This window comes from Shewanella rhizosphaerae (assembly GCF_019457655.1).
In the GTDB taxonomy this organism is placed as follows: Bacteria; Pseudomonadota; Gammaproteobacteria; order Enterobacterales; family Shewanellaceae; genus Shewanella; species Shewanella loihica.
This window is the reverse complement of sequence record NZ_CP080420.1, coordinates 3,716,094-3,738,957: the sequence shown is the minus strand read 5'-3', so window position 1 is coordinate 3,738,957 and position 22,864 is coordinate 3,716,094. Positions and strand designations below refer to the sequence as shown.

The following is a 22,864-nucleotide window of genomic DNA, read 5'->3' as shown; positions in this document are numbered from 1 at the left end:
TCGAGTTATCTGTTATAGACCGCCCCACAGGGTAGCGATAGTACCTGCAATCAAGGCATAACCCAGAGCGACGGGCATGGTTTTACGGATAATTTCTGATTCACGGCCAGCCATACCCACCACGGTAGCGGCGGCGACCACGTTCATGACACACATCATGTTACCTGCGTTGGCACCAATACCTTGTAGGGCCAGGACTAACGCGTGGTTCATGCCGATGTTGTCGGCCACGCTGTACTGCAGGCCTGAGAACATCATGTTAGAGAAGGTGGCTGAGCCCGACAGGAAGGCACCGAAGATACCCACTATCGGTGACATCCAGGCCCAGATGGCGCCCATAGAGCCGGCCAGCATGTCGGCCAGGGCAACTGGCATAGACTGCAGGCCCGCCTCGTTGGTGCCAGAGTTAAGGAAGATCTTCACCATAGGCACAGAGGCGCCTAGGGAGATGATGGTCGGCAGCATAGACTTGCAAGAGACGGTGATCGACTCCTTGATGGCTGGCGATTTCATCTTAAACAGCACGAAGCCCAGGATACATACCAGCACGAAGAAGGCGCCAGGTGCGTACAGGGTCGCGAAACCGGCTTTCAGCTCAGTGCCCAGCAGGTTAGTCCAGCTGATGTTGAAGCTGGTGAGCCAGGCCTTGAGCGGCGCTACTGTGCGAGACAGTACCAGCAGGCCAGCCATGATGATGTAAGGGGTCCAGGCGGCAACCTGAGAGAACTGCGCCTTGGTTTCTACCTTAGCCTGAGTCTGGTTATCGTTTTCGGCGAAATCGTTCCAAGGGGTCTTAGGCAGTAGCAGGCCTTTGCGTGCCACTGGAATCACTAGCGCCATACCAACCAGGGAACCGATAACCGATGGGAACTCTGGGCCGGCGAAGTAGTTGATAAGCCAGGCTGGCACGGTAAAGGCGAAACCGGCGAACAGGGCAAATTTCCAAATCGCCAGACCCTCTTTGAACGACTTGTTGCGGCCGAAGAAGCCTGTGAGTACCGAGACGAGAACCAGCGGGATCAGGGTACCAGTCACCAGATCGATAGTGATCATGTGCAGGGCGATAAACTGAGCGTAGTCGGCGAAGCTGGTGCCGTGCTGGGCGATCTGGTCGGCAGCCATGCTCACACCACCTTGCATCAGACCCTGCTCCATACCGAACAGAACTGGCAGACCGATGGCGCCGAAGGAGACGCTGGTAGAGTCGGCGATCAGGGCAACCACGGCGGCGGCAACAGGCGGCACGCCTAGCAGCACCAGTAGCGGCGCGCCGATGGCGGCTGGAGTACCGAAACCGGCAGAGCCTTCGATAAATGAACCAAATAACCAACAGATGATGATCACCTGTACGCGGGCATCACCACTGATGTTGGTAAAGCCGGCGCGGATGGTGTCCATGGCACCCGAGTACTTCAGGGTGTTCAGCAGGAACACGGCGCCGAAGATGATGCTCAGTGGGGTCAGGGCCGAGAGTAGGCCTTCGACCACAGAGGCACCTAAGATGGTAGTATCCATCTGCCAGATAAAGACGGCGGCAAGACCTGTCATTACCATAGAGATGGGCATGGCGCGAGATGCGGGCATCTTGAGTAGCACCAAAAATAGCATAACGCTGATTACAGGCGTCAAACTGGCGAGTAGTTGAAGTAGGGTCATGATTGCCTCTTACTGTCGTTACTTGGTTATTTTAGTTGTTGTCGATGCTGACTCGTCCGATGCAGCATCCTGTGTTGTCGGAAGCTATTCCCAAATGGAATCGTTTCATCCTTGATGCGTAATAAACGCTAATTCACCAAATGCAAATATGATCTAGATCATTATGTGCTGATTATGTGAGATGGGGTTAGATGGGTGTGAACTTTGTCTGACCAGTTAAACCTAAAGTGTGATCTCTATCACTGGTCGGAGCGGGCCGTTATAACTATTTGAAAGAAATATGACGATTTTTAGCTAGAAATGGGATTTTACTAAGAGTAATTACTCTAATTAGGTCTCAAAAGTGGAAATATCTGATCGGATAATTTCAGTTTAGAATCTAATCAGTTAGCGATGGAAAATTGTCCTTGGTGATCCAGATCACCTTGTTGAGCGCCTGTAGGAGCTCGCTATTTTTGGTAAATAGGTATTACCAATTAATTTCAGTAGGTTAGCCTGGATGCATGCCAATTCGTTTGAAATGCATGTAAATGAAATGCAGGTGATCTGGATCCAGGTCACTTTATTGGCTTTCGCTCAAATAAGTAATTTTATTTCTGAAACTCGCGGCATTTTCGACCGATTGGCCGATCAGAATTGGTGCATGACCAAGGACTTAGATGCTCAAGCTGACCTCATCTTGAGTTGTTTTGGGGCAGTTTTGGGAGCAGTTTTTAGAGAAAGCGCTGAGTAAAAAGTGAGTCTAAAATGAAAAATCGCTTCCCAGGCATTGGGCCTGAGAAGCGAAATTAGAGGCTAAAGACGCGCTAAGTTTAAGAGCTTTCTAGGCTTAAGGACGCCCTAAATTCGGACGTGCAGGGCTTAAGCGCGTTCGAAGCTCAGGTTGTCGATCAGGCGGGTGCTGCCCATAAAGGCGGCGGCCAGGATCACCAGCTGTTTATCGCTGTCCTGGGCTTCACGCAGATCGGCGGCGTTACGCACCGACAGATAATCTGGCTTAAAGCCAGCCTGGTGCAACTGCTCCTGGGCGTGCTGCACTACATTAGGGATTGCTTGACCCTGGGCGATCGCCTCGGCCATCTCATCTAGGGTACGCTTGAGCTGAGCCGCTTGCTGCTTCTGCGCCTCGCTCAGGTAGCCGTTGCGTGAACTCATGGCCAGGCCAGAGCTCTCACGTATGGTGTCGACACCGACGATCTCGATGGGCAGAGACAGATCTTCCACCATGGCCTTGATCACCATCAGCTGCTGAAAATCTTTCTTACCGAACAGGGCCACATCCGGCTGTACGATATTGAACAGCTTGCAGACTATGGTGGTGACGCCGCGAAAGTGCCCTGGACGGCTGGCGCCGCAGAGCTCTTCCGACAGGCCTGGCACCTCGACAAAGGTCTGCTTATCCATCCCCTTGGGATAGATGATGGCAGGTGTCGGGGTGAATAGCAGCTCGGCGCCGGCGGCCTCTAAGGCGGCCTGATCGGCGGCTAGGGTGCGTGGGTAGGCGTCCAGATCTTCGTTCTGCCCAAATTGCATCGGGTTAACGAAGATGGAGACCACCACGTGATCGGCACGTTTCAGCGCCTCGGTGACCAGGGTGATATGACCCTGGTGCAGATTGCCCATGGTGGGCACGAATGCCACTGTCTCGCCGGCCTGTTTCCACTGGCGCACCTGAGCGCGGATCGCGGCGATATCTTGGGTGGTGTACATGTTACAGCAACCTTACTTTAGCTAAATGTATGCTCGGCGGCGGGGAAGACGCCCGTGTCGACCTCTTCGATATAGGCGCGGATGGCGCTGCGGATCTCGCCGGTCTGGGCCAGGTAGTTCTTCGAGAAGCGCGGAATATAGCCGCTGGAGATCCCCAGAACGTCGTGCATCACCAGGATCTGGCCGTCGGTGTCTGCGCCTGCGCCGATACCGATAACCGGAATGGTCAGGGCCTCTGTGATGCTTTTGGCCAGTGCCGCCGGGATACACTCGACCACTAATAGCTGGGCACCAGCCGCCTCGATTGCCTTGGCCTCATCTATGATGCGCTGGGCGTTGTCGGCGTCACGGCCTTGTACCTTGAAGCCGCCGAAGACATGCACAGATTGCGGGGTGAGCCCCAGGTGGGCACACACGGGAATGCCGCGTTCGGTCAGCTTAGTGACGGTTTCCAGCAGCCAGTGACCGCCTTCGAGTTTCACCATGTTGGCACCGGCCTGCATCAGGGCGGTGGCGTTGGTCATCGCCTGCTCTGGGGTGGCGTAGCTCATGAAAGGCATGTCGGCGATCAGCAGTGAACGCTTGATGCCACGGCGAACGCAGCGCGTGTGGTAGGCGATATCTTCGACTGTGACCGGCAGGGTGTCGTCGTGTCCTTGCAATACCATGCCTAACGAGTCGCCCACCAGTAGGACGTCGATCCCTTCGCTGTCGAAGGCGCCCGCAAAGCTGGCATCATAGGCGGTGAGTGCAGTGAACTTCTTACCTTCCTGCTTGAACTTCAGCAGGGTAGAGCTGGTTATCTTAGACATAATGCTGGTCTTAACTTTGATTTAAAAAAGAGTTCTGCTTGGGCTGTCGTGTGCTTTAGCAGTAGTGTGCTTTATAAGCTAACTGGGGCTTAAGTTCAATGATCCGGGCCGAGTTGTTGAACTTGTCTCTTAAGTTCCTCGGTGATCAGTGAAGTCAGCTTGGTGCCGCAGGGGAGAATGAGATCTGGGGCCAGATCCAATAGGGGCAGCAACACGAAGCTGCGGGTCTTCATGCCGTAGTGCGGCACCTGAAGACGCGGGATATCCAGTTGCCAGTCGCCATAGAGGAGCAGGTCCAGATCTAAGGTTCTGGCGCCCCAGCGCACCTCGCGCACCCGGCCCTGTTCGTTCTCGATTGCCTGCAGGGCATCGAGCAGCGCCAGTGGGGCTAGGGTGGTGGTAAAGCGAGCCACGGCATTGAGGTAGTCGGGCTGCGGCACATCGCCCATGGGGGCACTTTGGTAATAGGGGGAGACGCTCACCCGTCCGTCGCTTGCCAAGGCCTTCAGTGCCTGACAGGCCTGATCCAGTTGGGCTTTTGGGGACGCGAGATTGGCCCCCAGTGCGACATAGACGGTGTTCATTATTCGGCTTTAGGTGTCTTCTTCGGGCTGCGACGACGGCGATTGTTGCGGCTGCGGCTACCCTTGTTGGTGCTGCGGGCGATGACGCTGCGTTGCTCTTCGCTGCCTTCGACGAAGCTCTTCCACCAGGCGGCCGTCTTGGCCAGGTTACCACCTTCGGCTTCGGCCCTTAGCAGTAGCAGGTCATAGGCGGCGCGGAACTTAGGATGTTCGATAAACTTGAAGGCACGTGTGCCCTGGTTGCGATCGAACCTTAGTTGCAGTTGCCAGATATCCTTGGCCGGGGTGCTGAAGCGGCGGGGAATGCTGATGGTGCGGCATTGCTGCTCCATCACATCGCCCATGGCGGCGTAGAAGGCGTCATATTGGCTCAGGCCACTCTCCAGGGCGATATCATCGGCACGCTGGCTGAGGGGGTACCAGAGCATGGCGGCGTAGAAGAAGGCCGGGGTGACCGACTTATCTTGTTCAACCCGCTCGTCTGTGTTGCGCATGATCGCCTTAACCATCTTGTGGCTCGGTCCCTTAGGATCTTCCTCCAGCAGGTTATCCACCAGGGGAAAGAGAGGAGCGAACAGGCCAAAGTCGCGCATCATGACGTAGTTGTTCTGGGCCTGACCGGCGAAGAAGAGCTTAAGCACCTCTTCATACATACGGGCGGCAGGGATATCTTTTAGCAGGGGGGCCAGCTCGGGGATCGGCTGCGCCGCGGCCTTGTCTATGCTCATCCCCAGCTTAGTAGCGAAGCGCACGGCGCGCAGCATGCGCACGGGATCTTCGCGGTAGCGTTTCTGCGGGTCGCCGATCAGACGCAGGGTGCGAGACTCGAGATCCTGCAGGCCGCCGCCATAGCTGTGGATGGAGAAGTCGCTGATATCATAGTAGAGGGCGTTGACCGTGAAGTCGCGGCGCTCGGCGTCTTCATCTATGGTGCCGTAGACGTTGTCGCGCAGCAGGCGACCCTCGGCGTTGACCTTAGAGATCTTCTCGCCGCTGTCTACATGATGGCCCCTCAGGGTAGCGACTTCGATGACGTCGCGGCCGAAGACGATATGGGCCAGACGGAATCTGCGGCCTACCAGGCGGCAGTTACGAAATAGCTTCTTGATCTCTTCCGGCGTGGCATTGGTGACCACGTCGAAATCCTTGGGCTCGAGTCCTAGGAGGATGTCGCGCACGCCGCCGCCCACCAAATAGGCTTTAAAGCCAGATTTGTGCAGACGATAGAGTACCTTAATAGCGTTTTCGCTAATGTGCTGGCGAGAGATTGCATGATGTTTACGTGCAACTATCTCTAGGCTTAGTCCCGCTGGTGTGGTTTCTGTGGTGTTTTGATTGTCTTCAAAAAGCTGCTTACAGAATTGACTAATACGGCGAAAAATAGGACACCTCGAACTTGGATCTTGAGTCAGGGTTAAAATTAGGCCGCTATCATAACTCAATTATGGGTCAAAGAGTATACCCGGACTCTGCTCGTCTGGCCGGGTTTCGTGACGGCGGCTAGGTTTATGCTTTTACGGGGCTTAAGCGCCCGGCGCAAGTATGATCTCCTGCTGGCGCGGGATACGGCTCAATTCAAACTGGCTCACGGCCTGGGCCAGCATGGTCTCTACGCTGTCTGGTTCGCAGGGGGCCTGCCCCAGGAAGGCAAGTGCGGCGTTGATGCTGGCCTGGGGCGCATTAAGATCTATGGCCGGGGCGTGATTCTGCTTCGAGAGTTTCATCCCAGGCTCGGCGCAGGCCAGCGGCAGATGAAGCCACTTAGGCGCGTTGTCACCGAAGAGGTGAAACAGGGTCGCCTGGCGGGCACTGGAGGTGAGCAGGTCGGCGCCGCGTACCACCTCTGTTATCCCTTGAAAGGCATCGTCCATCACCACAGCCAATTGATAGGCGTAGAGGCCGTCGCGGCGCTTGATAATAAAGTCCTCGGCGGCAAACTCTGGCTCGACCTGGATAGGCCCCAGCAGCTCGTCATTGAAATGATCTATCGCAAGCGTGTTACGGATGCGGATAGCGCCTGCTGTATGTTTAGCTGTGCGGGTCGCGCAGCGGCCATCATAGGTGCCGCCCATCGCCTGGATCTGCTTGCGGGTACATTGGCAGTAGTAGGCCTTGTCCTCTGCCAGCAGGCTGTCGAGCCGCGACTGATACTCATCCAGGCGGCTGCTTTGATAGAGCACTGAGCCGTCCCAATGCAGGCCGTAGGCCTCAAGGGTCTTGAGGATGAGGTCGCTGGCACCGGCTACCTCTCTGGGGGGATCGATATCTTCGATGCGCACCAGCCATTTTCCCTGCTCGGCGCGGGCACGCAGATAGCTGCCTAGTGCGGCGATGAGCGAGCCAAAGTGCAGCGGCCCGGAGGGCGAGGGCGCGAAACGGCCGACATAGGGCTTGTCGATTTGCATTGGGTTATCGGGGGAGAGGGAGGGGTCTGCTTGGGGGATCACGGCAAAACCTTTGTTCACACTTTCTATGTCGCTCATCGGGGCGACTGGATACAAAAAAGCGGGGCTAAGCCCCGCTTCTCGCCAGTTTAACCGGCCATCTGTTTCTCTTTGATCTCGGCGAGCGTCTTACAGTCGATACAGAGGTCGGCCGTTGGACGGGCTTCGAGACGGCGGATACCGATTTCGATACCGCATGAATCACAGAAACCGAAATCGTCGTCTTCGATCTTCTGCAATGTCTTTTCAATCTTCTTGATTAGCTTACGCTCTCTGTCACGGGCGCGTAGTTCAAGACTGAACTCCTCTTCCTGAGCCGCACGGTCGACAGGGTCTGGGAAGTTAGCCGCTTCATCTTGCATATGATTCAGGGTGCGATCCACTTCTTCACGGAGCTGACTACGCCAAGCATCGAGAATCTTTTTGAAGTGACCCAGTTGAGCGGTATTCATATATTCCTCACCCGGTTTTTCCTGGTAAGGATCTACACCTGCGATAGCGAGCACGCCAAGTTTTTTAGTGCCTTCAGGCATAACGCATCTCCTGTTAATCATTTGCGTTGTAGGGCGTCTTTTATTAAAGGCCGATATCTATATCAGAATCTGATATACCACGCAAATCTTTTAAGCTGCCATGAGTTTATCTTTTGACTATGTCCTCTATTACGCATTAATTCAACTTTTACCGTCTATTTACAACTTGACAGGGCAGGATTTAATCAGCTTGGCGGCGCTTGGGGAGAGTTCGCAGCGGTAGGCAAGAATTTCCACCCCGGCCTGGTGTGCCTGAGTCAGCAATTCGGCGTACTCAGGGTCTATATGGCGGGCCGCTGCCACCGTGGTTATCCCAGTATGTTGCACCACAAATAAAAGCACCGCCCTGTGACCCTGTTTGACCATCTCCATCAGTTCGCGCAAGTGTTTCTGGCCTCGGGTAGTCACCGCATCGGGGAAGTATCCCTGGCCCTGCTCTAATAAGGTACAACTTTTGACTTCTATATAGCAGGCGGGTTTATCCTCGCTCTCGAGCAGCAGATCGATACGGCTGTTCTCGCTGCCATATTTAACCTCCCGGCGCAGGCGGTCGTAGCCGGTCAGCTCGCTTATCACCCCAGCCTCAATCGCCTCGGCCGCTAGGGCGTTGGCTCGTCCCGTGTTGATCCCTATTATGTGCCCCTCATCCGAGGCCGCCTGTTCCCATGTGTGGGCGTACTTGCGCTTGGGATTATCTGAGGTAGAGAACCAGACGGGCTCGCCGGGAAACAGACAGTTGCGCATCGAGCCCGTGTTGGGGCAGTGGATGGTGATCTCGCTGCCATCGTCCAGCAGCACGTCGGCGAGGAAGCGCTTGTAGCGTCTGAGTAACTTTCCCTGTTCGAATGGGGGGATAAAAATCATCTTGTCGACCTTGTTGTTCTACTTATATTGATGCGAGGGTTTTGCGCCTCAAGGTTATTGCGCCAAAGGTTTTAGGTTTTTGCGTTTTAGCGGCTGAGCCTGCGATCACACCCTGAGCGCCCATCTAGAGCGAAAAGATTCTACCTTATTGGGCGGTGCGCTGTCGCGGCGACCTGAAGTCGTTCCTGTAACCTTCTCCTGCCATGCCCCTTCCTTAGGGATAAGCTTGAGGGGGTTAGATAAAGCAGGGTGATTGGCGTTATACTTGGCTGCATTATTAGGCAGGCCTAAGGCCTAGCCACTCTCTGTACTGACAAGGAACAATTATGAGCGACGTGATGAAGATTTATCTGACCGAGGACGCCCCTGCGGCCCATTGGGGCAGCGCAGACGTGACCTTTACGGCGGGCCAGGCCAATATCCATCTGCAGGCGGGGGATCAGCTACGCCAGGTACAGCAGGCGGCGCGTAAGCTACGCGGTCAGGGGATCAACGAAGTGGCGCTCGAGGGCGCGCTCTGGGATCTTCACACTCAGTGGGCCTTCGCCCAGGGGTTCGCCACCGCCAAGCAGATTGGCAAGATCGCCTGGACTGGCGACGATGCCGTCAAGAAGGTGCTGGACGACAGACGCGACAGCGCGGCCTTCGCCAGACAGTTGATCAACGAAACCCCTGAAAACCTCGCCCCCGTGACCCTGGCTAACCAGGCGGCCCAGTGGTTGACCAAAGTGGGCGGCGACAAGGTGAGCTACCGTATCATAGAAGGGGAAGCCCTGCTGGAAGAGAAGTGGATCGGCATTCACTCTGTCGGTCGTGGCAGCGAGCGTCCACCTGCGCTGCTGGAGCTGGACTATAACCCGCTAGGCGAAGACGCTCCTGTGTCGGCGGCCCTGGTGGGTAAAGGGATCACCTTCGACTCGGGCGGTTACAGCATCAAGGCTTCCGAAGGCATGCTGGGGATGAAGTGCGACATGGGCGGCGCGGCGACCGTGACCGCGGCTCTGGGGCTGGCGATCAAGTCTGGCCTAAACAAGCGCATCAAGCTGTTCCTCTGCTGCGCCGAGAACCTGATCAGCGGCCGCGCCTACAAACTGGGTGATATCCTCACCTATAAGAATGGTGTCTCGGTCGAGGTGGTTAATACCGATGCCGAGGGACGTTTGGTGCTGGCCGATGGTCTGCAGGCCGCCTGTGAAACCGGTGCGCCTCTGGTGATCGACGCCGCGACCCTGACCGGCGCCGCCGTCATGGCGGTAGGCACCTCCTACAACGCCATCTTCTCGCCGAGCCGTGAGCTGATCAGCCGCACTCAGGAGAAGGCATCCGCCGTGGCCGAGCAGGTGTGGCCGCTGCCACTTGAGCCTTGGCACAAAGAGATGTGCCCATCTGCCTATGCCGATACCGCCAACAGTCGTCCGGTTAAAGGCGGCGGTGCGGGTGGCGCCTCAAATGCCGCCGGTTTCCTCTGGCGTTTCGTGTCAGACGACACCCAGTGGCTGCATATGGATCTCGCCTCAGCCTTCGCCGATACGGCTAACGGCCTGTGGGCCGCCGGGGCAACTGCCCACGGCGTGTTGACCATCGCCGAGCTGCTGCAGGACTAAGCTGTAGTGAATGAGAAAAACGCGCCATTTGGCGCGTTTTTTTATGCTTTTGGGGCAGTGAGCGGCCAGGAGGCCAATACCTTATATTGCACCCCCTGCTCGCTACTCTGAGAGTGATACAGATGCAGGGCATGGCCGCTGAGGGTGAGGCTGGGCGCCTTGAGTGCGGGCAGCATCTTGGCCTTACGCATCAAGGTGATGTGGGGCGTGAAGCTGTGCTCGCTGGTGTGTAACCCGAGCTGCTGGGCCAGACGTTGGCATTGGTTGAACAGGCTGACAAGCCCGGGATCCCGCGCCGCGCCCTTGAGGCAGATAATTTTTGGTTTAACCCAGTGGTCTAGGGTGTTGAGTGTCACCTCAAATGCCGGTAAACGGCGTTGATGGGCGAGCCGGGCGAGGGACTCGCTCAGCGCCTCCTGCTGGGCCTCGCTGCACTGGCCGAGAAAGGCCAGCGTCATGTGCAGATTGTCTCTGGGGACTAGGCGTCCCTCACCGTCTAAGCTCGCCTGTAACTGGGTCAGTTGCTCCAGCTGCGCCGCATCGGGGGCGATGGCGAGAAAGAGTCGTTTCATTGGCTATCCCCTGGTTGCCGAAAAAGGTTAAAGTGTGTTACAAAAATGCAACGAGTTGAGCTTTCTACAGGCTTGATTTTAAAGCGACTTATTTCGCTAATGTCGTCGAAAAAGTGAAATATAACCTATAGTCACTCTCAGCTAGCTTTTACAACTTAATCCATAGGGTAATCCTATGATTTCTGACTATAATCAGTGTTTGTATCAGATTAGCCAATCTAAGGACTAGATAGTATATGTCATCCGATACGCAACAGGGATCCCAATCGCTCGAGCAGACGCTCGCTTTTTTATGCGAACACGATCTGGAAGAGGAGCTGCAACTTATCCTGCAGCAACTTGCCGCCAGCAATCAGTGTGATGGCCTGTTTCTGTTACGTATCGGCAAGGGACGTCTGCCGGTGCAGATCGAGGCCATGTACCAGTCCGATGCCTCTATCTTCAGCAAGCGCGACGCCGAGATGCTGCTCAGCCGGGTGGCTAACAACCGTCATCTACACTCCTATACCTCACTACGTGAACCGGCCATCGTCGAAGATGTAGCTTCCGTTATCGACGACGAGGACAGCCGCCTGCGTCTGAATCAGGCCAAGATCCGCAGCGTCCTGCTGTTGCCCGTGGGCGGAGAGAGGCACTATATCTTCGGCGCCTATCGCTACGACTGCAACGGAATATGGCCAGAGGCGATTCGTCACAACCTGCTGCTGGCCGGCAGCTTGCTGGGCCTGGCGCAGGAGGCGGCGCGCCAGCGCTTAAATGCTAAGAGTAACGAGCTGGTCTGTATCGAGCATCTCTATCGCCTGCCCATCCCCTGCGTGCATATCGGCGTGGATGACAGGGTGATACGTTACAACCAGAGCGCCGCCGAGAGCCTGCATGTGGAGACGCTACAGAAGGTGGAGACCCTGGTGCCTAAGCGGGAGCAGAAACGCCTGCTGGACACCATGGCGCTGGTGCGAGATCAGGTGCTGGAGCAATCCAGTTGTGAGGTGCCGCTGAAATACGCCCCCGACGATGCCCTGGCCAAGGTGACCTTCCTCTGCCTGTCCGGCGAAGACGGTCCCATCCTCATGTTGGTGGAGCCTGTGGGCGAGCCGGTTCAGGAGAGCGAGGCGCACAGCGTTTCGCTCAATTTCGACCCGCTCACCGGGCTGCCCAATCGCGCCTATTTCGAGGCCCTGTATGATCTGGCCAACCCCTGCCAGTGCGAGCGCTCAACCTTCGTGGGGTTCATCAACCTAGACAGATTCCAGGTGGTCAATAATGTCAGCGGTCACAGGGCCGGCGATCAGCTCTTGTGTCAGCTCGCCGCACGCCTGAGTCAGCTGGTGCGCAAGGAGGATGTGATCGCCCGCCTCAGCGGCGACGAGTTTGGCATACTGATGCCCAATATCGATGTGCAGATCGCTGAGCAGGTGGCCGAGCGTATCTGTCAGGCCATGGCCAACCATGAATTTAGCTGGGAGGGGCGCAGCCATAGCGTGAGCGTCTCCATGGGGCTGGCCCGCTGTGAGAGCGAGGTTGACTCTGTCTCGGATCTCTTGCGCCGTGCCAGCGCCGCCTGTCGTCTCGCCAAGGAGAAGGGCGGTAACGCCTGGTACTTCTATAGTGCCCAGGATCCTGTGGTAGAGAAGCTCAATACCGAGATGAGCGCCTCGGTGGATATCGTCGGCGCCCTGGCCAACGACAGGTTCGAGCTCTTCTACCAGCCCATAGAGCCGCTGTGCGCCAGTGACGACGGCTTGCATCTGGAGATCTTGCTGCGCATGCGCTCCACCGAGGGCGAGCTGATTCCACCCGGGATCTTCCTGCCCGCCGCCGAGCGCTTTAACTTGGCGGCCAAGCTGGATCGCTGGGTGATCGATAAGCTGCTGCGTTGGGGCAGTGAAAACCTGGCGTTGTGGCAGTCGCTTTCTATGGTGTCGGTAAACCTGTCGGCCCTCTCTATCAGCGATAGTGAGTTTATCAACTGGCTTGAGATGCGCCTGCTGGGCGAACCCGAGCTGGTCAGTAAGCTCTGCTTCGAGATCACCGAGACGGCGGCGGTGAGCCAGCTGGATCATGCCACCGGGCTTATCAACACGGTGAAGCCCCTGGGCTGTAAGCTGGCGCTGGATGATTTCGGCTCTGGCTTCTCAAGCTTTGCTTACCTTAAGCTGTTAGACGTGGATTATGTGAAGATCGATGGCCAGTTTATTCAACACCTGTGCGAGGATCGCGCCGATCAGGCGATCGTCGCCGCCATCTGCCAGCTGGGTCGCGACATGGCGTTCGAGATAGTGGCCGAGTTTGTCGAGTCGGTCGAGGTGGCAAAACATCTGCAGAAATTGGGCGTCGAGTTTGGCCAGGGCTACGGCATCGCGCGTCCCGAGTCGCTCACTTCACTGACCTCTGGCGAAGGCCTGCACTGGTACCGGGTGCTGGAAGCATAGCGCCAAGGGATTTGAACGCTAAGGAGTCCGATGGTAGGTCAGCGCACAGACTAACCTACCTTCATTCATTTTAACTAGACTAGCTAAGGTTTAAAGATCCCTTTGGAGGCGCTATAGACACGTCTGGAGACAATAAATAAAAGGATTAATAGCCAGGATAGCGAACCTCCGCCCGATACCTTGCCTGGCTTAATGTCTTCAATATCATCATCAAGGATCGTTAGGGTAACGCTAGCCTCCCCGCTAATCTCTGTATTGATAGGGTTTTCGAGCACCAGCTTAAAGGACTCATCACTTTCCGTTTGCTTATCGTCAATGAGGGCCAAGGTTATGGTGGCGCTTTCTTGCCCATCATCAAAGTAGAGGGTGCCGCTGCTTGCATAAAAATCATCACCAGCGGTGGCGGTGATACCATAGGTGCGATAGTCGACGCTGATATGGCCTGACGCACCATCAACCCGTAGCAGTGTGATGACAAGTTCAGGTGATGATTCACTTACCCTATAACTGTTGCCGGCGAAGCGAATGGTGCCGTGAGTCGGCGGCAAATCATTATCTTTTATGGTGATAGTGGCACGGTTTAACTCGCCGATACTGGCTTCGCCGAGTAGGTTGGTGATCGATATGGAAAGTGTCTCGTCACCCTCATAGATCTCATCATCGTTTAAGATTAAGGCCAAGGTCTGGCTGGTTTGACCGTCCAGGAACACCAGGTGCTCGTCTATGCCTATGTAATCGTCTCCCTCGAGCGCCGTCACGTCTTGGGTGGAGATATCCAGACTCAATTCACCGTAACTACCGTTGGTGCGAGTCAGGGTGATAATGAGCACACCAGAGTCTTCATCGGCCACATAGCTGGCTCCGCTAAACTCGATGACGCCGCCACTGGGCACTGGGTCATCTTCAATAATACTTATCTCGGTGTTGCTGATGCGACCTAGCTCGGTGCCAGTCGCGTTGCTTAGGATTAGTTTAAAGTTTTCATCGCCTTCGTAGTCGCTATCGTCGATGAGATCAATTGTCACAAGCTTAGCCATTTCGCCATCAGCAAAGCTGACGGTTTGATTAAACGGCTGGTAGTCCTCGCCCGCCTGGGCCTGGATGTCACTGGAGGTGACATTGACACTGACCTCACCGAAGCTGCCGCCGCTGCGCATTATAGTGACGTCGAGCGAGGCATCATTCTCATCAATTTGATACTGGGCCGATTCAAATTGCACTACGCCACTTGCCGGTATCGGCTCATCATCGAGAATCGAGATTCTTGCGCTTGTATTGGCTAACACGGCGTCACCTGCGATCAGTGAAATCAGGACTGAAAATTGTTCATCATTTTCATAGATGGCATCGTCCAGCAACTCTAGGGTTAGGGTTTTCTCTGTCTCGCCATCGGCAAACACTAAGGTTTCGCTAATGGCGACATAGTCTAAATCGGCAACGGCACTATCATCCTGGGTATAGAGGGAAATTTCGACCTCGCCGAAACTGCCGTTGGTGCGCAAAAGCTTTAAGGTGACACTTGCTGCGTTTTCGTTCACAGCGACATTTTCAAACTCGAAGCCAATTTCTCCGGCAGGTGGCGGGGCTTCATCATCGAGTATAGTGATTTCGCTTTGGCCGATAGCGCCTATATCGGCGTCTCCCACGCTGCGTAGGTTACTCAGTTGAATGGAAAAAGTTTCATCGCCTTCAAAGATAGAGTCGTCGACCAAGGTGAGGCTGATGACTTGTTCTTGCTGGCCATCATCAAACGTCAGGGTGCCACTACTGAACTCATAGTCTTGGGTCGCGGTGGCCGTTTGATCTTTAAGTGAGTAATCGACCTTTAGTTCCTTAAAATCGCCTAGGCTTCTCACTACCTTGATATCGATGCTACCGGCATCTTCGCTAGCTGAATATTGGGCAAGTTCGAAGTTCAATTCACCCGAGTAGGGGTATGGTGTCGGATCGCTGTTGTCTCCTATGCCGTCGCCGTCGCTATCTTGGGTTTCAGTTGGATCGAGTGGAAATGCGTCATCCTCGTCATTTACGCCGTCATTGTCATCATCATTATCGGCATTGTTACCTATGCCATCACCATCGGTATCTGTCGTTTCAGTCGGATCCAATGGAAAGGCATCATCCTCATCGTTCACCCCGTCATTATCATCATCAGGGTCAATCTCATTGGGCAGACCATCGCCATCTGTGTCCTCGCCCGTGATGGTGAAGCGCTGCTCGACACTGGTTGCGGCAAGGTAGTTACTATTTCCCGCTTGTGTAGCAAGGACTCTACATTCACCAATATCGACAAGTGACACAGTCGTTCCTAATACACTGCACACTGCTGGAGTGAGCGAGTCGAAGTTAACACTCAGGAGGGAGTCGCTTGTTGCAGTAAGGGTAAAGGCTGCATCCGTAATCGCCTTAGTCGTCAGCGGCGCGAAGGTGATAGTCTGGCTCGCTTTATTGACTCTAAAGCTGCGCGTTACAGAAGCTGCCGCATTGTAGTGGCTATCACCTGCCTGGGAGGCTGTTAGTGAGCAGGTGCCCGCCGCCACAATGGAGACACTCGAGCCCGTAACGGTACAAACTGAGGTCGTCGTCGAGCTATAAGTGACTGCTAGGCCCGCATCACTGCTGGCGGCCAAGGTGAAACTCGCGTCGCCATAGGTCTTATCTGCCAGCGCGGCAAAGCTGATGGCCTGGCTGGCCTTATTCACATTAAAGCTTTGTGTGACACTCGCGCCAGGGTTGTAGTTAGCATCGCCCGATTGCGAGGCGGTGATCGAGCAGCTGCCCACATCGAGGATAGTGACGGTGTTGCCTGAAACCGAACACACAGATGCTGTGTTTGAGCTAAAGGTGACTGCCAGGCCAGAAGAGGCCGTCGCCGCGATATTCAGGCTAGCGACGCCATAGGTGCTGTCGGTAAGCGCCGAGAAGGTGATGACCTGGCTTGCAGGGTTAACCGTAAAGCTGCGCGTTACCGAAGCTGCCGCATTGTAGTGGCTATCACCCGCCTGGGAGGCTGTTAGTGAGCAGGTGCCCGCCGCCACAATGGAGACGGTGGAGCCTGACACATTACAGACTGAGGTCGTCGTCGAGCTATAAGTGATTGCTAGGCCCGCATCACTGCTGGCGGCCAAGGTGAAACTCGCGTCGCCATAGGTCTTTTCTGCCAGCGCGGCAAAGCTGATGATTTGGCTGGCCTTATTCACATTAAAGCTTTGCGTGACACTCGTGGCGGAGTTGTAGTTGGCGTTACCCGATTGCGAGGCGGTGATCGAGCAGCTGCCCACATCGAGGATAGTGACGGTGTTGCCTGAAACCGCACACACAGATGCTGTGTTTGAGCTAAAGGCGACGGCCAGGCCAGATGAGGCCGTCGCCGCGATATTCAGGCTAGCCACGCCATAGGTGCTGTCGGTAAGCGCCGAGAAGGTGATGACCTGGCTTGCAGGGGTAACCGTAAAGCTGCGCGTTACCGAAGCTGCCGCATTGTAGTGGCTATCACCCGCCTGGGAGGCTGTTAGTGAGCAGGTGCCCGCCGCCACAATGGAGACACTCGAGCCTGACACATTACAGACTGAGGTCGTCGTCGAGCTATAAGTGATTGCTAGGCCCGCATCACTGCTGGCGGCCAAGGTGAAACTCGCGTCGCCATAGGTCTTATCTGCCAGCGCGACAAAGCTGATGATTTGGCTGGCCTTATTCACATTAAAGCTTTGCGTGACACTCGTGGCGGAGTTGTAGTTGGCGTTACCCGATTGCGAGGCGGTGATCGAGCAGCTGCCCACATCGAGGATAGTGACGGTGTTGCCTGAAACCGCACACACAGATGCTGTGTTTGAGCTAAAGGCGACGGCCAGGCCAGATGAGGCCGTCGCCGCGATATTCAGGCTAGCGACGCCATAGGTGCTGTCGGTAAGCGCCGAGAAGGTGATGACCTGGCTTGCAGGGTTAACCGTAAAGCTGCGCGTTACCGAAGCTGCCGCATTGTAGTGGCTATCACCCGCCTGGGAGGCTGTTAGTGAGCAGGTGCCCGCCGCCACAATGGAGACACTCGAGCCTGACACATTACAGACTGAGGTCGTCGTCGAGCTATAAGTGAGTGCTAGGTCCGCATCACTGCTGGCGGCCAAGGTGAAACTAGCGTCGCCATAGGTCTTATCTGCCAGCGCGGCAAAGCTGATGATTTGGCTGGCCTTATTTACATTAAAGCTTTGTATGACACTCGCGGCTGGGTTGTAGTTAGCGTTACCCGATTGCGAGGCGGTGATCGAGCAGCTGCCCACATCGACAATCGTGACACTATCTCCCGATACCGTACATGTGGATGGAGTGTTGGAGCTAAAGGCGACTGTTAGCCCGGAAGAGGCTGAGGCTGTAAGCGTCAGGCTGCCGACATCATAAACTTGATCGGCCAGGGCGGCAAAAGAGATGCTCTGATCGCTAAGGGCTGTTAATACGACGTCGTTGCCATCACCACCTAGATAGCTGATGCGCATGTTTTTTCCGGCGAGGGAGAAGATGTTACCCTCTGCCAAACCGGTAAAAATGCCACTGACCGGATCGGTAGCGTCGTTGGCAATGATGGTGTAACTTTCGCCGCCCACAGGCACATAGGCGTTATAACTCGTGGCGTTTAAACTCGCCCCTAAGGTGACAGTGCCAGTAACCTGCAGTTGATCGTATTGACTGCAGGCGCTTGCCCCACCGATTTCTGCAGATAAGCTGCCGCCGGCCGAATAATCGAGATTATTGACCGACAAACAGCCCGGGCTATTACCTGGGCTTAAGCTTCCGCCACTTTTGACCAGCACGTCGCCGCTGATGACGCCGTTACCCTGAATGACGGCGCCATTCTCGACGGTGAGCGAACCTGCATTGGCTTGGTTGCAAGCAACTAGCGCCAGGCAGAAAAGTGTGGCATGAACGCGAAAGTTGCCCCATGCCAAGCGAGGCAATGCAGACAAAGCGTGAATCGAAAACCCCATCATGACAGTCCCTGTGTTATCCGTTACTTGGCTTGTAGCAATTTAACCAGCTCTGCAATCTGTTGCTGTTGTTGTTCAATTTGCTGTTGCTGGCTATTGACCGCATTAATCAATACGGGAATCAAGGCCTGATAATTAACGGACTTAATGCCATCACTGTTTTCATTGATCAGCTCTGGAATTGCCGCTTCGACATTCTGCGCAATAAGGCCATACTGCTTCTTGGTGTCGCGGTGTAATTCGCGTTTCCAGTGGTAGGTAACCCCTTCAATCTTTGCCAGTAGCTGGGCCGCATCGGGGATAGGTTGGATATCTTGCTTTAGGCGTCGATCGGAATTTACCGTTAAATTGCCGCTTAAGGTTGCGTTACCATTGTTGCTTAGGGTGAATAAATTTGCACTTGAACCCGAGGCAAAGGAAGCGATGGAAAAATCCCCGCCATCGACAGACTGCAAGCTCCATCTGTCATTATTATTGGTGCCGGCATCGGCAAAGAGATCAATTTTAGCGGCGTTGCCGGCAGTGGCGTTGACCGACATCTTGTTGGAATAGATATCTTCGAAACGATAGTTAGCCGTGCCCAGACTTGTCGCTGCATCGCTTGAGGGATCCCAGCTTACCGTATTGCCATTGCCTATTGAGACGGTATTGGCAGCATGGCTAGTGCCATTTTCTCCAATGACAATGGCCCCTTCGTGGGTGCTTGTGGCGCTGGTGCCTATGACTGTCGATTTATCCGCCTGGGCGTTGGCCGAGCTGCCCAAAACGATCGCCCTTTGTAGGTCGAGTTTGGCACCCACTGCGGTATTGCTTGAATAACCAATAATCGTATTGTCATTGCCTGAAGTGGCATAGAAGTTGGCCCGGTAGCCAAAGAGGGTATTGTTGTTGCCGGAGGCATTATCATTACCGGCAAAGCTGCCGAAGAAGCTGTTAAAGGCACCGTTTGAAATGCTCGCGCCGGAGTTGTAACCAATTAGGGTATTGTCTGATGAGCTGGCGACGTAGCCACTTTTGTAGCCCACATAAGTGTTTCTTTCACCCGAGCTGTTGGTAAAACCACTTTCGAATCCTATCAGGGTGTTACCACTGGCAATTGAATTGTTCTTACCCGCGCTTTGCCCTAAAAAGGTGTTGTACGTCCCCGTGGTGTTATCTGAGCCTGACAGCTGGCCAATAAAGGTGTTATACGAAGCGGTGTTTCGGTAGCCGGAGTAGGCGCCGACAAAGGTATTTTGATCCCCCGAGACGGTATAGTATCCAGACTGAGTGCCGAGAAATAAATTTTGATTGCCATCGGCTAAGTTTTTACCGCTCAGATAACCCAGGGCATCGTTAAAATTGCCCGTGGTAAGCGCCTGGTTTGCGCCCTCACCAATGCTAGTATTATAACTCCCCGTCGTAATACTGGTTCCGGCATTGGTGCCATAGTTAGTATTGCCCGCCGCATAGGCTGAAGAGAGACCAGCAGCGCTGAATAAAGCGAGAGCCAAAGCCGATAGGTGAAATACGCGCGTGTTCATACCAATACCCTTAGCGTGAATAAAATGAAAATCCCTTATTGAACATGCTACCGAGCAAATGTGGAGTAAATTAGGAGAACTAGTCTTGAGCAGCAGATAGCATTTGTATCAGCTGGGCTATTTGTTGCTGTTGTTGCTCGATTAGGAGTCTTTGTGCATCAAGCTGTTTCTGCTGTTCCTGGGTGGCATTGATCAGAACGGGTATTAAGGCCTGATAATTAACCGACTTAATTCCTTTATCATCGCTCTTAACCAATTCGGGGAGCACGGCTTCGACGTTTTGTGCGATGACGCCATATTGTTTGATTGCCGAGCGGCCTAGTCCCGCTTTCCAATGGTAGGTCACGCCGTTGATTTGCTGGATCACAGTAAGTGCATTGGAGATAGGGGTGATCTGAGTTTTAAGACGCCGATCTGAATTCAGCGTTAGATTGCCTGAAATCGTGGCGTTGCCCTGATTATCGATAGCCAAGAGTTCTGAGCGTTTGAGGGTTTCGCCGTAATACTGCTTAAAGCTTGAGTTGGCATAGGAGCCTATGGAAAAGGTGCCGCTATCGCCGACGAGGATATCCCAGCGGTCGTCATAATCTTCGCCTTCATCCGCCCAGAGGTGGATCGAGGTCGATGCATCGGTATCGCCTATGAGTGATACCTCCTTGGCATTCACATCGGCGAAACGATAAGGCTCATTGCAGGACCAGTTATCGTTCCTGTCGTTGTAAGCGCAGTCTTTAGCCGTGCCTAATGAGGTTGTTCCGTCGCCACCTGCGTCCCAGCTAAGGGTATTGGCATTGCCTATGGTGACCGCATAGTTACGGTGACTCGTCGCCTGATAGCCAATTGCCATGGCCTCTGTGTGGGTGCTACTTGCTCCATTGCCTATGGCCATATCGCTCTGGCCTTTGGCCGAGGCACTCGCTCCCAAGCTAATGCTATTGGTCTTATCGGTGATGGCACCATAACCAATGCTGATGGAGTCGTTGTCGTTGGCGCCAGCAAACGCGCCTAAGACTGTGGTGCGATACACCTCCTGATTGCCTTCGGGCTTATTGCCATAGAGCTGTTGTGAGATGCCGTTATAGCGAATTTGCATGTCACTCTCTAGCGCAGCATCATAGGTATAAGATTTTGAGTCTGAATGGGAAAAGGCACCGACCCAGACATTGTCTTCGCCTCTTCGGTTGGCGAAACCCGCTGAAGCGCCAAGGGCTGTGTTGCGATTGGCCTTATCTGTTTCATTGGTGCGGTTGTTGTCCCAACCCGCCATGACGCCAACAAAGGTGTTGAAATCGGCATATTCGGTGTTTACGCCGGCGTCGGCGCCAATCATAGTATTGGCCAAGCCTTCACCAATATCGTTACCAGCGCCGGCACCAAACAGGGAGTTGCGCGACGCCATCACTTTTAGGTCGTACCCAGACGAGTCGCCGATCGCGGTATTGTTGTAGCCCGTCAATGCCTTGGTGTCAGAGTAACTTTCATCGGCGGCACCTGAATCCCTACCGATAAAGGTATTTTGTTCGCCTGTGGTATTTAAGTGGCCAGAGTTTTCCCCGATAAAGACGTTATCATCGCCTTCGGTATTAAATTCGCCTGCCTCCTCGCCAATAAAGACGCTGCCATTGGCGATAGTGCTGCTTTTGCCCGCTTCGCTGCCGATAAACACGTTATCGGTCGCGTTGTTCAACTGCCCAGCCCGCGCACCCATGTAGACATTATCGGTACCAGATACGTTGGCTTCACCGCTTTGCGAGCCTACAAATGTATTGTCGCCCCAGGTTGTGCTGGTGCCGGCGTTATACCCCACAAAGGTGTTGTCAGAGCTGTTTGAGCTACTGCCCGCATTGCTGCCTACATTGGTGTTGCGATCGCCAGTGCTAGTCGTCGCGCCCGCATTCTCGCCTATGTTGGTGTTGTTTTCTGCACCGGACTCCAGCGCGCTGCCGGCATTTGTTCCTAAATTGGTCGTGCCAGGACCGCCTGCCGCCAGGGCAAGGTTCATGTTTAGCGCAGCCGTAATGCCAGCAACTGCCAATTTTATTGAAAACCGCCGATTCATATTCAAGACACACCTGTACAGTTATAACGAAGGCTTATTCACTTGGTATCTAAGGTAGAAAGTAAATTAGGAGAGAATATGGAGATGAAATTTTATTCTTAATCAAAGGCGTTTTTTGGGGGGGCGCTGAGATAGTCATTTCATCTTGGGTGTTCATCTAGGGAAGGTGCGAACAAGTCGTCGCACAGCTCTTGCTTTGATAGCAGCGACAGTTCAAGGCATTCAACTGAAGGCATGCCGAGGCCTGCTGAAGTTGAATAACGCCGAAATGGTTTGCTATCAAAGCCCCGCAGGGCGAGGCATACAGCGGTATTTGCTGCGTTACAGTTCTTGCGAAGGACTACGGCCATTCGCTGCAAACTGTGCCTTGCATCTATCCACTTTAAGCACACGCAGAGCAAGCACGGGACTTATTCGCACCTTCCCTTGGCCGTATCCTAATTGTCTCCATATTCATCTGCTTTAATCTGCCTTCTTGTTCAGTTCAGAGCAGTGAAATGCAAAAAATACTAGTCATTAGCAATAGCGTCAGCTGTAGTCCTTTGTTGATAGATTTTTTAAGGCTAAATGGATTCCAGGTGAGCGAAGTAGACGACCGGCAGCCGATAATGGATTTGATTAGCCGGGAGTCACCCCGACTGGTTTTATTCGATTTACCCCTGGATAAAACCAGCGGCTTTGCTCAGTGTCAGGCGATTCGCGTCAGTTCAAATATTCCTATTATTTTGATCTCGCTCTCGGCAAGCCAGAAAGAGCGTCATCAGGGGTTTCATTGTGGTGCGGATGACTTTGTCTGCAAGCCATTTAGCCTGTCTGAGTTGTTGCTGAGAATAAAATCTGTGCTGAAAAGAAGTGCAAATCGAGATTGAGTCAGGTATTTGCGCGAGTGCCCTGGCCGCCTGCGATCGCTTTTCTATCTTGATTCAGATGAGTGGGAGCTTTATTGAGTAGCTTACTTTGGCCGTTAGGCTGAATATCCTTTGCTTGTACAATATCTTGATTCCTAGATAATAGTTTTCATGTCGGCGAGTATTTTTTATTAGCGATCTATGAAGCCTCTGAAATTTATATTCCTGTTTATTTGCTTCCTCT

Annotated in this window: 16 protein-coding genes; 4 read left to right on the top strand and 12 right to left on the bottom strand. The window is 54.2% G+C overall.

Annotated features, from left to right (window positions below; genetic code table 11):
* Positions 1–12: 12 nt before the first annotated feature.
* Positions 13–1,656, bottom strand: coding sequence for an L-lactate permease (locus K0I63_RS16245; protein WP_220081705.1), 1,644 nt, complete (start codon positions 1,654–1,656; stop codon positions 13–15).
* Positions 1,657–2,155: 499 nt separating this feature from the next.
* Between K0I63_RS16245 and K0I63_RS16240 the strand changes: the two genes are divergently transcribed.
* Entirely contained in the window at positions 2,156–2,389 is a 234-nt protein-coding gene (locus K0I63_RS16240) for a hypothetical protein (protein WP_220081704.1), read from the top strand.
* 128 nt (positions 2,390–2,517) lie between these two features.
* Here the strand turns inward: K0I63_RS16240 and panC are convergent, their stop codons facing one another.
* The 7 genes from panC to sfsA form a co-directional block, all read right to left on the bottom strand.
* The gene (gene panC, locus K0I63_RS16235) at positions 2,518–3,366 is read right to left on the bottom strand and encodes a pantoate--beta-alanine ligase (protein ID WP_220081703.1); all 849 of its coding nucleotides are present in this window, start codon (positions 3,364–3,366) and stop codon (positions 2,518–2,520) included.
* Positions 3,367–3,383: 17 nt separating this feature from the next.
* Positions 3,384–4,178, bottom strand: a complete 795-nt coding sequence (gene panB / locus K0I63_RS16230; RefSeq protein WP_041510094.1) for a 3-methyl-2-oxobutanoate hydroxymethyltransferase — start codon at positions 4,176–4,178, stop codon at positions 3,384–3,386.
* Between the two features lie 95 nt (positions 4,179–4,273).
* Complete coding sequence (gene folK, locus K0I63_RS16225) at positions 4,274–4,762, bottom strand: 2-amino-4-hydroxy-6-hydroxymethyldihydropteridine diphosphokinase (RefSeq protein WP_220081702.1); 489 nt, start codon at positions 4,760–4,762, stop codon at positions 4,274–4,276.
* Positions 4,762–6,204: a polynucleotide adenylyltransferase PcnB gene (gene pcnB, locus K0I63_RS16220; RefSeq protein ID WP_220081701.1), complete on the bottom strand. Its 1,443-nt coding sequence runs from the start codon at positions 6,202–6,204 to the stop codon at positions 4,762–4,764. The genes folK and pcnB overlap by 1 nt, the downstream gene beginning before the upstream one ends.
* 81 nt (positions 6,205–6,285) lie before the next feature.
* The gene (gene gluQRS, locus K0I63_RS16215) at positions 6,286–7,167 is read right to left on the bottom strand and encodes a tRNA glutamyl-Q(34) synthetase GluQRS (RefSeq protein WP_220083480.1); all 882 of its coding nucleotides are present in this window, start codon (positions 7,165–7,167) and stop codon (positions 6,286–6,288) included.
* A 128-nt stretch (positions 7,168–7,295) separates the two neighbouring features.
* Complete coding sequence (gene dksA, locus K0I63_RS16210) at positions 7,296–7,739, bottom strand: RNA polymerase-binding protein DksA (protein ID WP_011866925.1); 444 nt, start codon at positions 7,737–7,739, stop codon at positions 7,296–7,298.
* Between the two features lie 159 nt (positions 7,740–7,898).
* Complete coding sequence (sfsA, locus tag K0I63_RS16205) at positions 7,899–8,603, bottom strand: DNA/RNA nuclease SfsA (RefSeq protein WP_220081700.1); 705 nt, start codon at positions 8,601–8,603, stop codon at positions 7,899–7,901.
* Positions 8,604–8,929: 326 nt separating this feature from the next.
* Between sfsA and pepB the strand changes: the two genes are divergently transcribed.
* Positions 8,930–10,207 carry an aminopeptidase PepB gene (gene pepB, locus K0I63_RS16200; RefSeq protein ID WP_220081699.1) on the top strand — a complete coding sequence of 426 codons (1,278 nt, stop codon included), beginning with the start codon at positions 8,930–8,932 and terminating at the stop codon, positions 10,205–10,207.
* A gap of 41 nt (positions 10,208–10,248) precedes the next feature.
* Here pepB and thpR read toward each other — a convergent pair whose 3' ends face one another.
* The gene (thpR, locus tag K0I63_RS16195; RefSeq protein WP_220081698.1) at positions 10,249–10,779 is read right to left on the bottom strand and encodes an RNA 2',3'-cyclic phosphodiesterase; all 531 of its coding nucleotides are present in this window, start codon (positions 10,777–10,779) and stop codon (positions 10,249–10,251) included.
* A 236-nt stretch (positions 10,780–11,015) separates the two neighbouring features.
* Here thpR and K0I63_RS16190 point away from each other — a divergent pair, with 236 nt between their 5' ends.
* A complete protein-coding gene (locus tag K0I63_RS16190) occupies positions 11,016–13,211 on the top strand; it encodes a putative bifunctional diguanylate cyclase/phosphodiesterase (protein ID WP_220081697.1) in 2,196 nt (731 codons plus the stop codon).
* A gap of 83 nt (positions 13,212–13,294) precedes the next feature.
* On the opposite strand, the gene K0I63_RS16185 is transcribed toward K0I63_RS16190, so the two are convergent.
* From K0I63_RS16185 to K0I63_RS16175, 3 genes are all read right to left on the bottom strand, one after another.
* On the bottom strand, positions 13,295–18,193 hold the full coding sequence (locus K0I63_RS16185) for a Calx-beta domain-containing protein (RefSeq protein WP_220081696.1): 4,899 nt from the start codon (positions 18,191–18,193) through the stop codon (positions 13,295–13,297).
* 20 nt (positions 18,194–18,213) lie between these two features.
* Positions 18,214–19,713, bottom strand: a complete 1,500-nt coding sequence (locus K0I63_RS16180; RefSeq protein WP_220081695.1) for a tail fiber domain-containing protein — start codon at positions 19,711–19,713, stop codon at positions 18,214–18,216.
* A gap of 79 nt (positions 19,714–19,792) precedes the next feature.
* A complete protein-coding gene (locus tag K0I63_RS16175; RefSeq protein WP_220081694.1) occupies positions 19,793–21,715 on the bottom strand; it encodes a tail fiber domain-containing protein in 1,923 nt (640 codons plus the stop codon).
* A 554-nt stretch (positions 21,716–22,269) separates the two neighbouring features.
* Between K0I63_RS16175 and K0I63_RS16170 the strand changes: the two genes are divergently transcribed.
* Positions 22,270–22,641 (top strand): response regulator transcription factor, encoded by a 372-nt coding sequence (locus K0I63_RS16170; protein WP_220081693.1) that lies wholly within the window; start codon positions 22,270–22,272, stop codon positions 22,639–22,641.
* Positions 22,642–22,864: the final 223 nt, after the last annotated feature.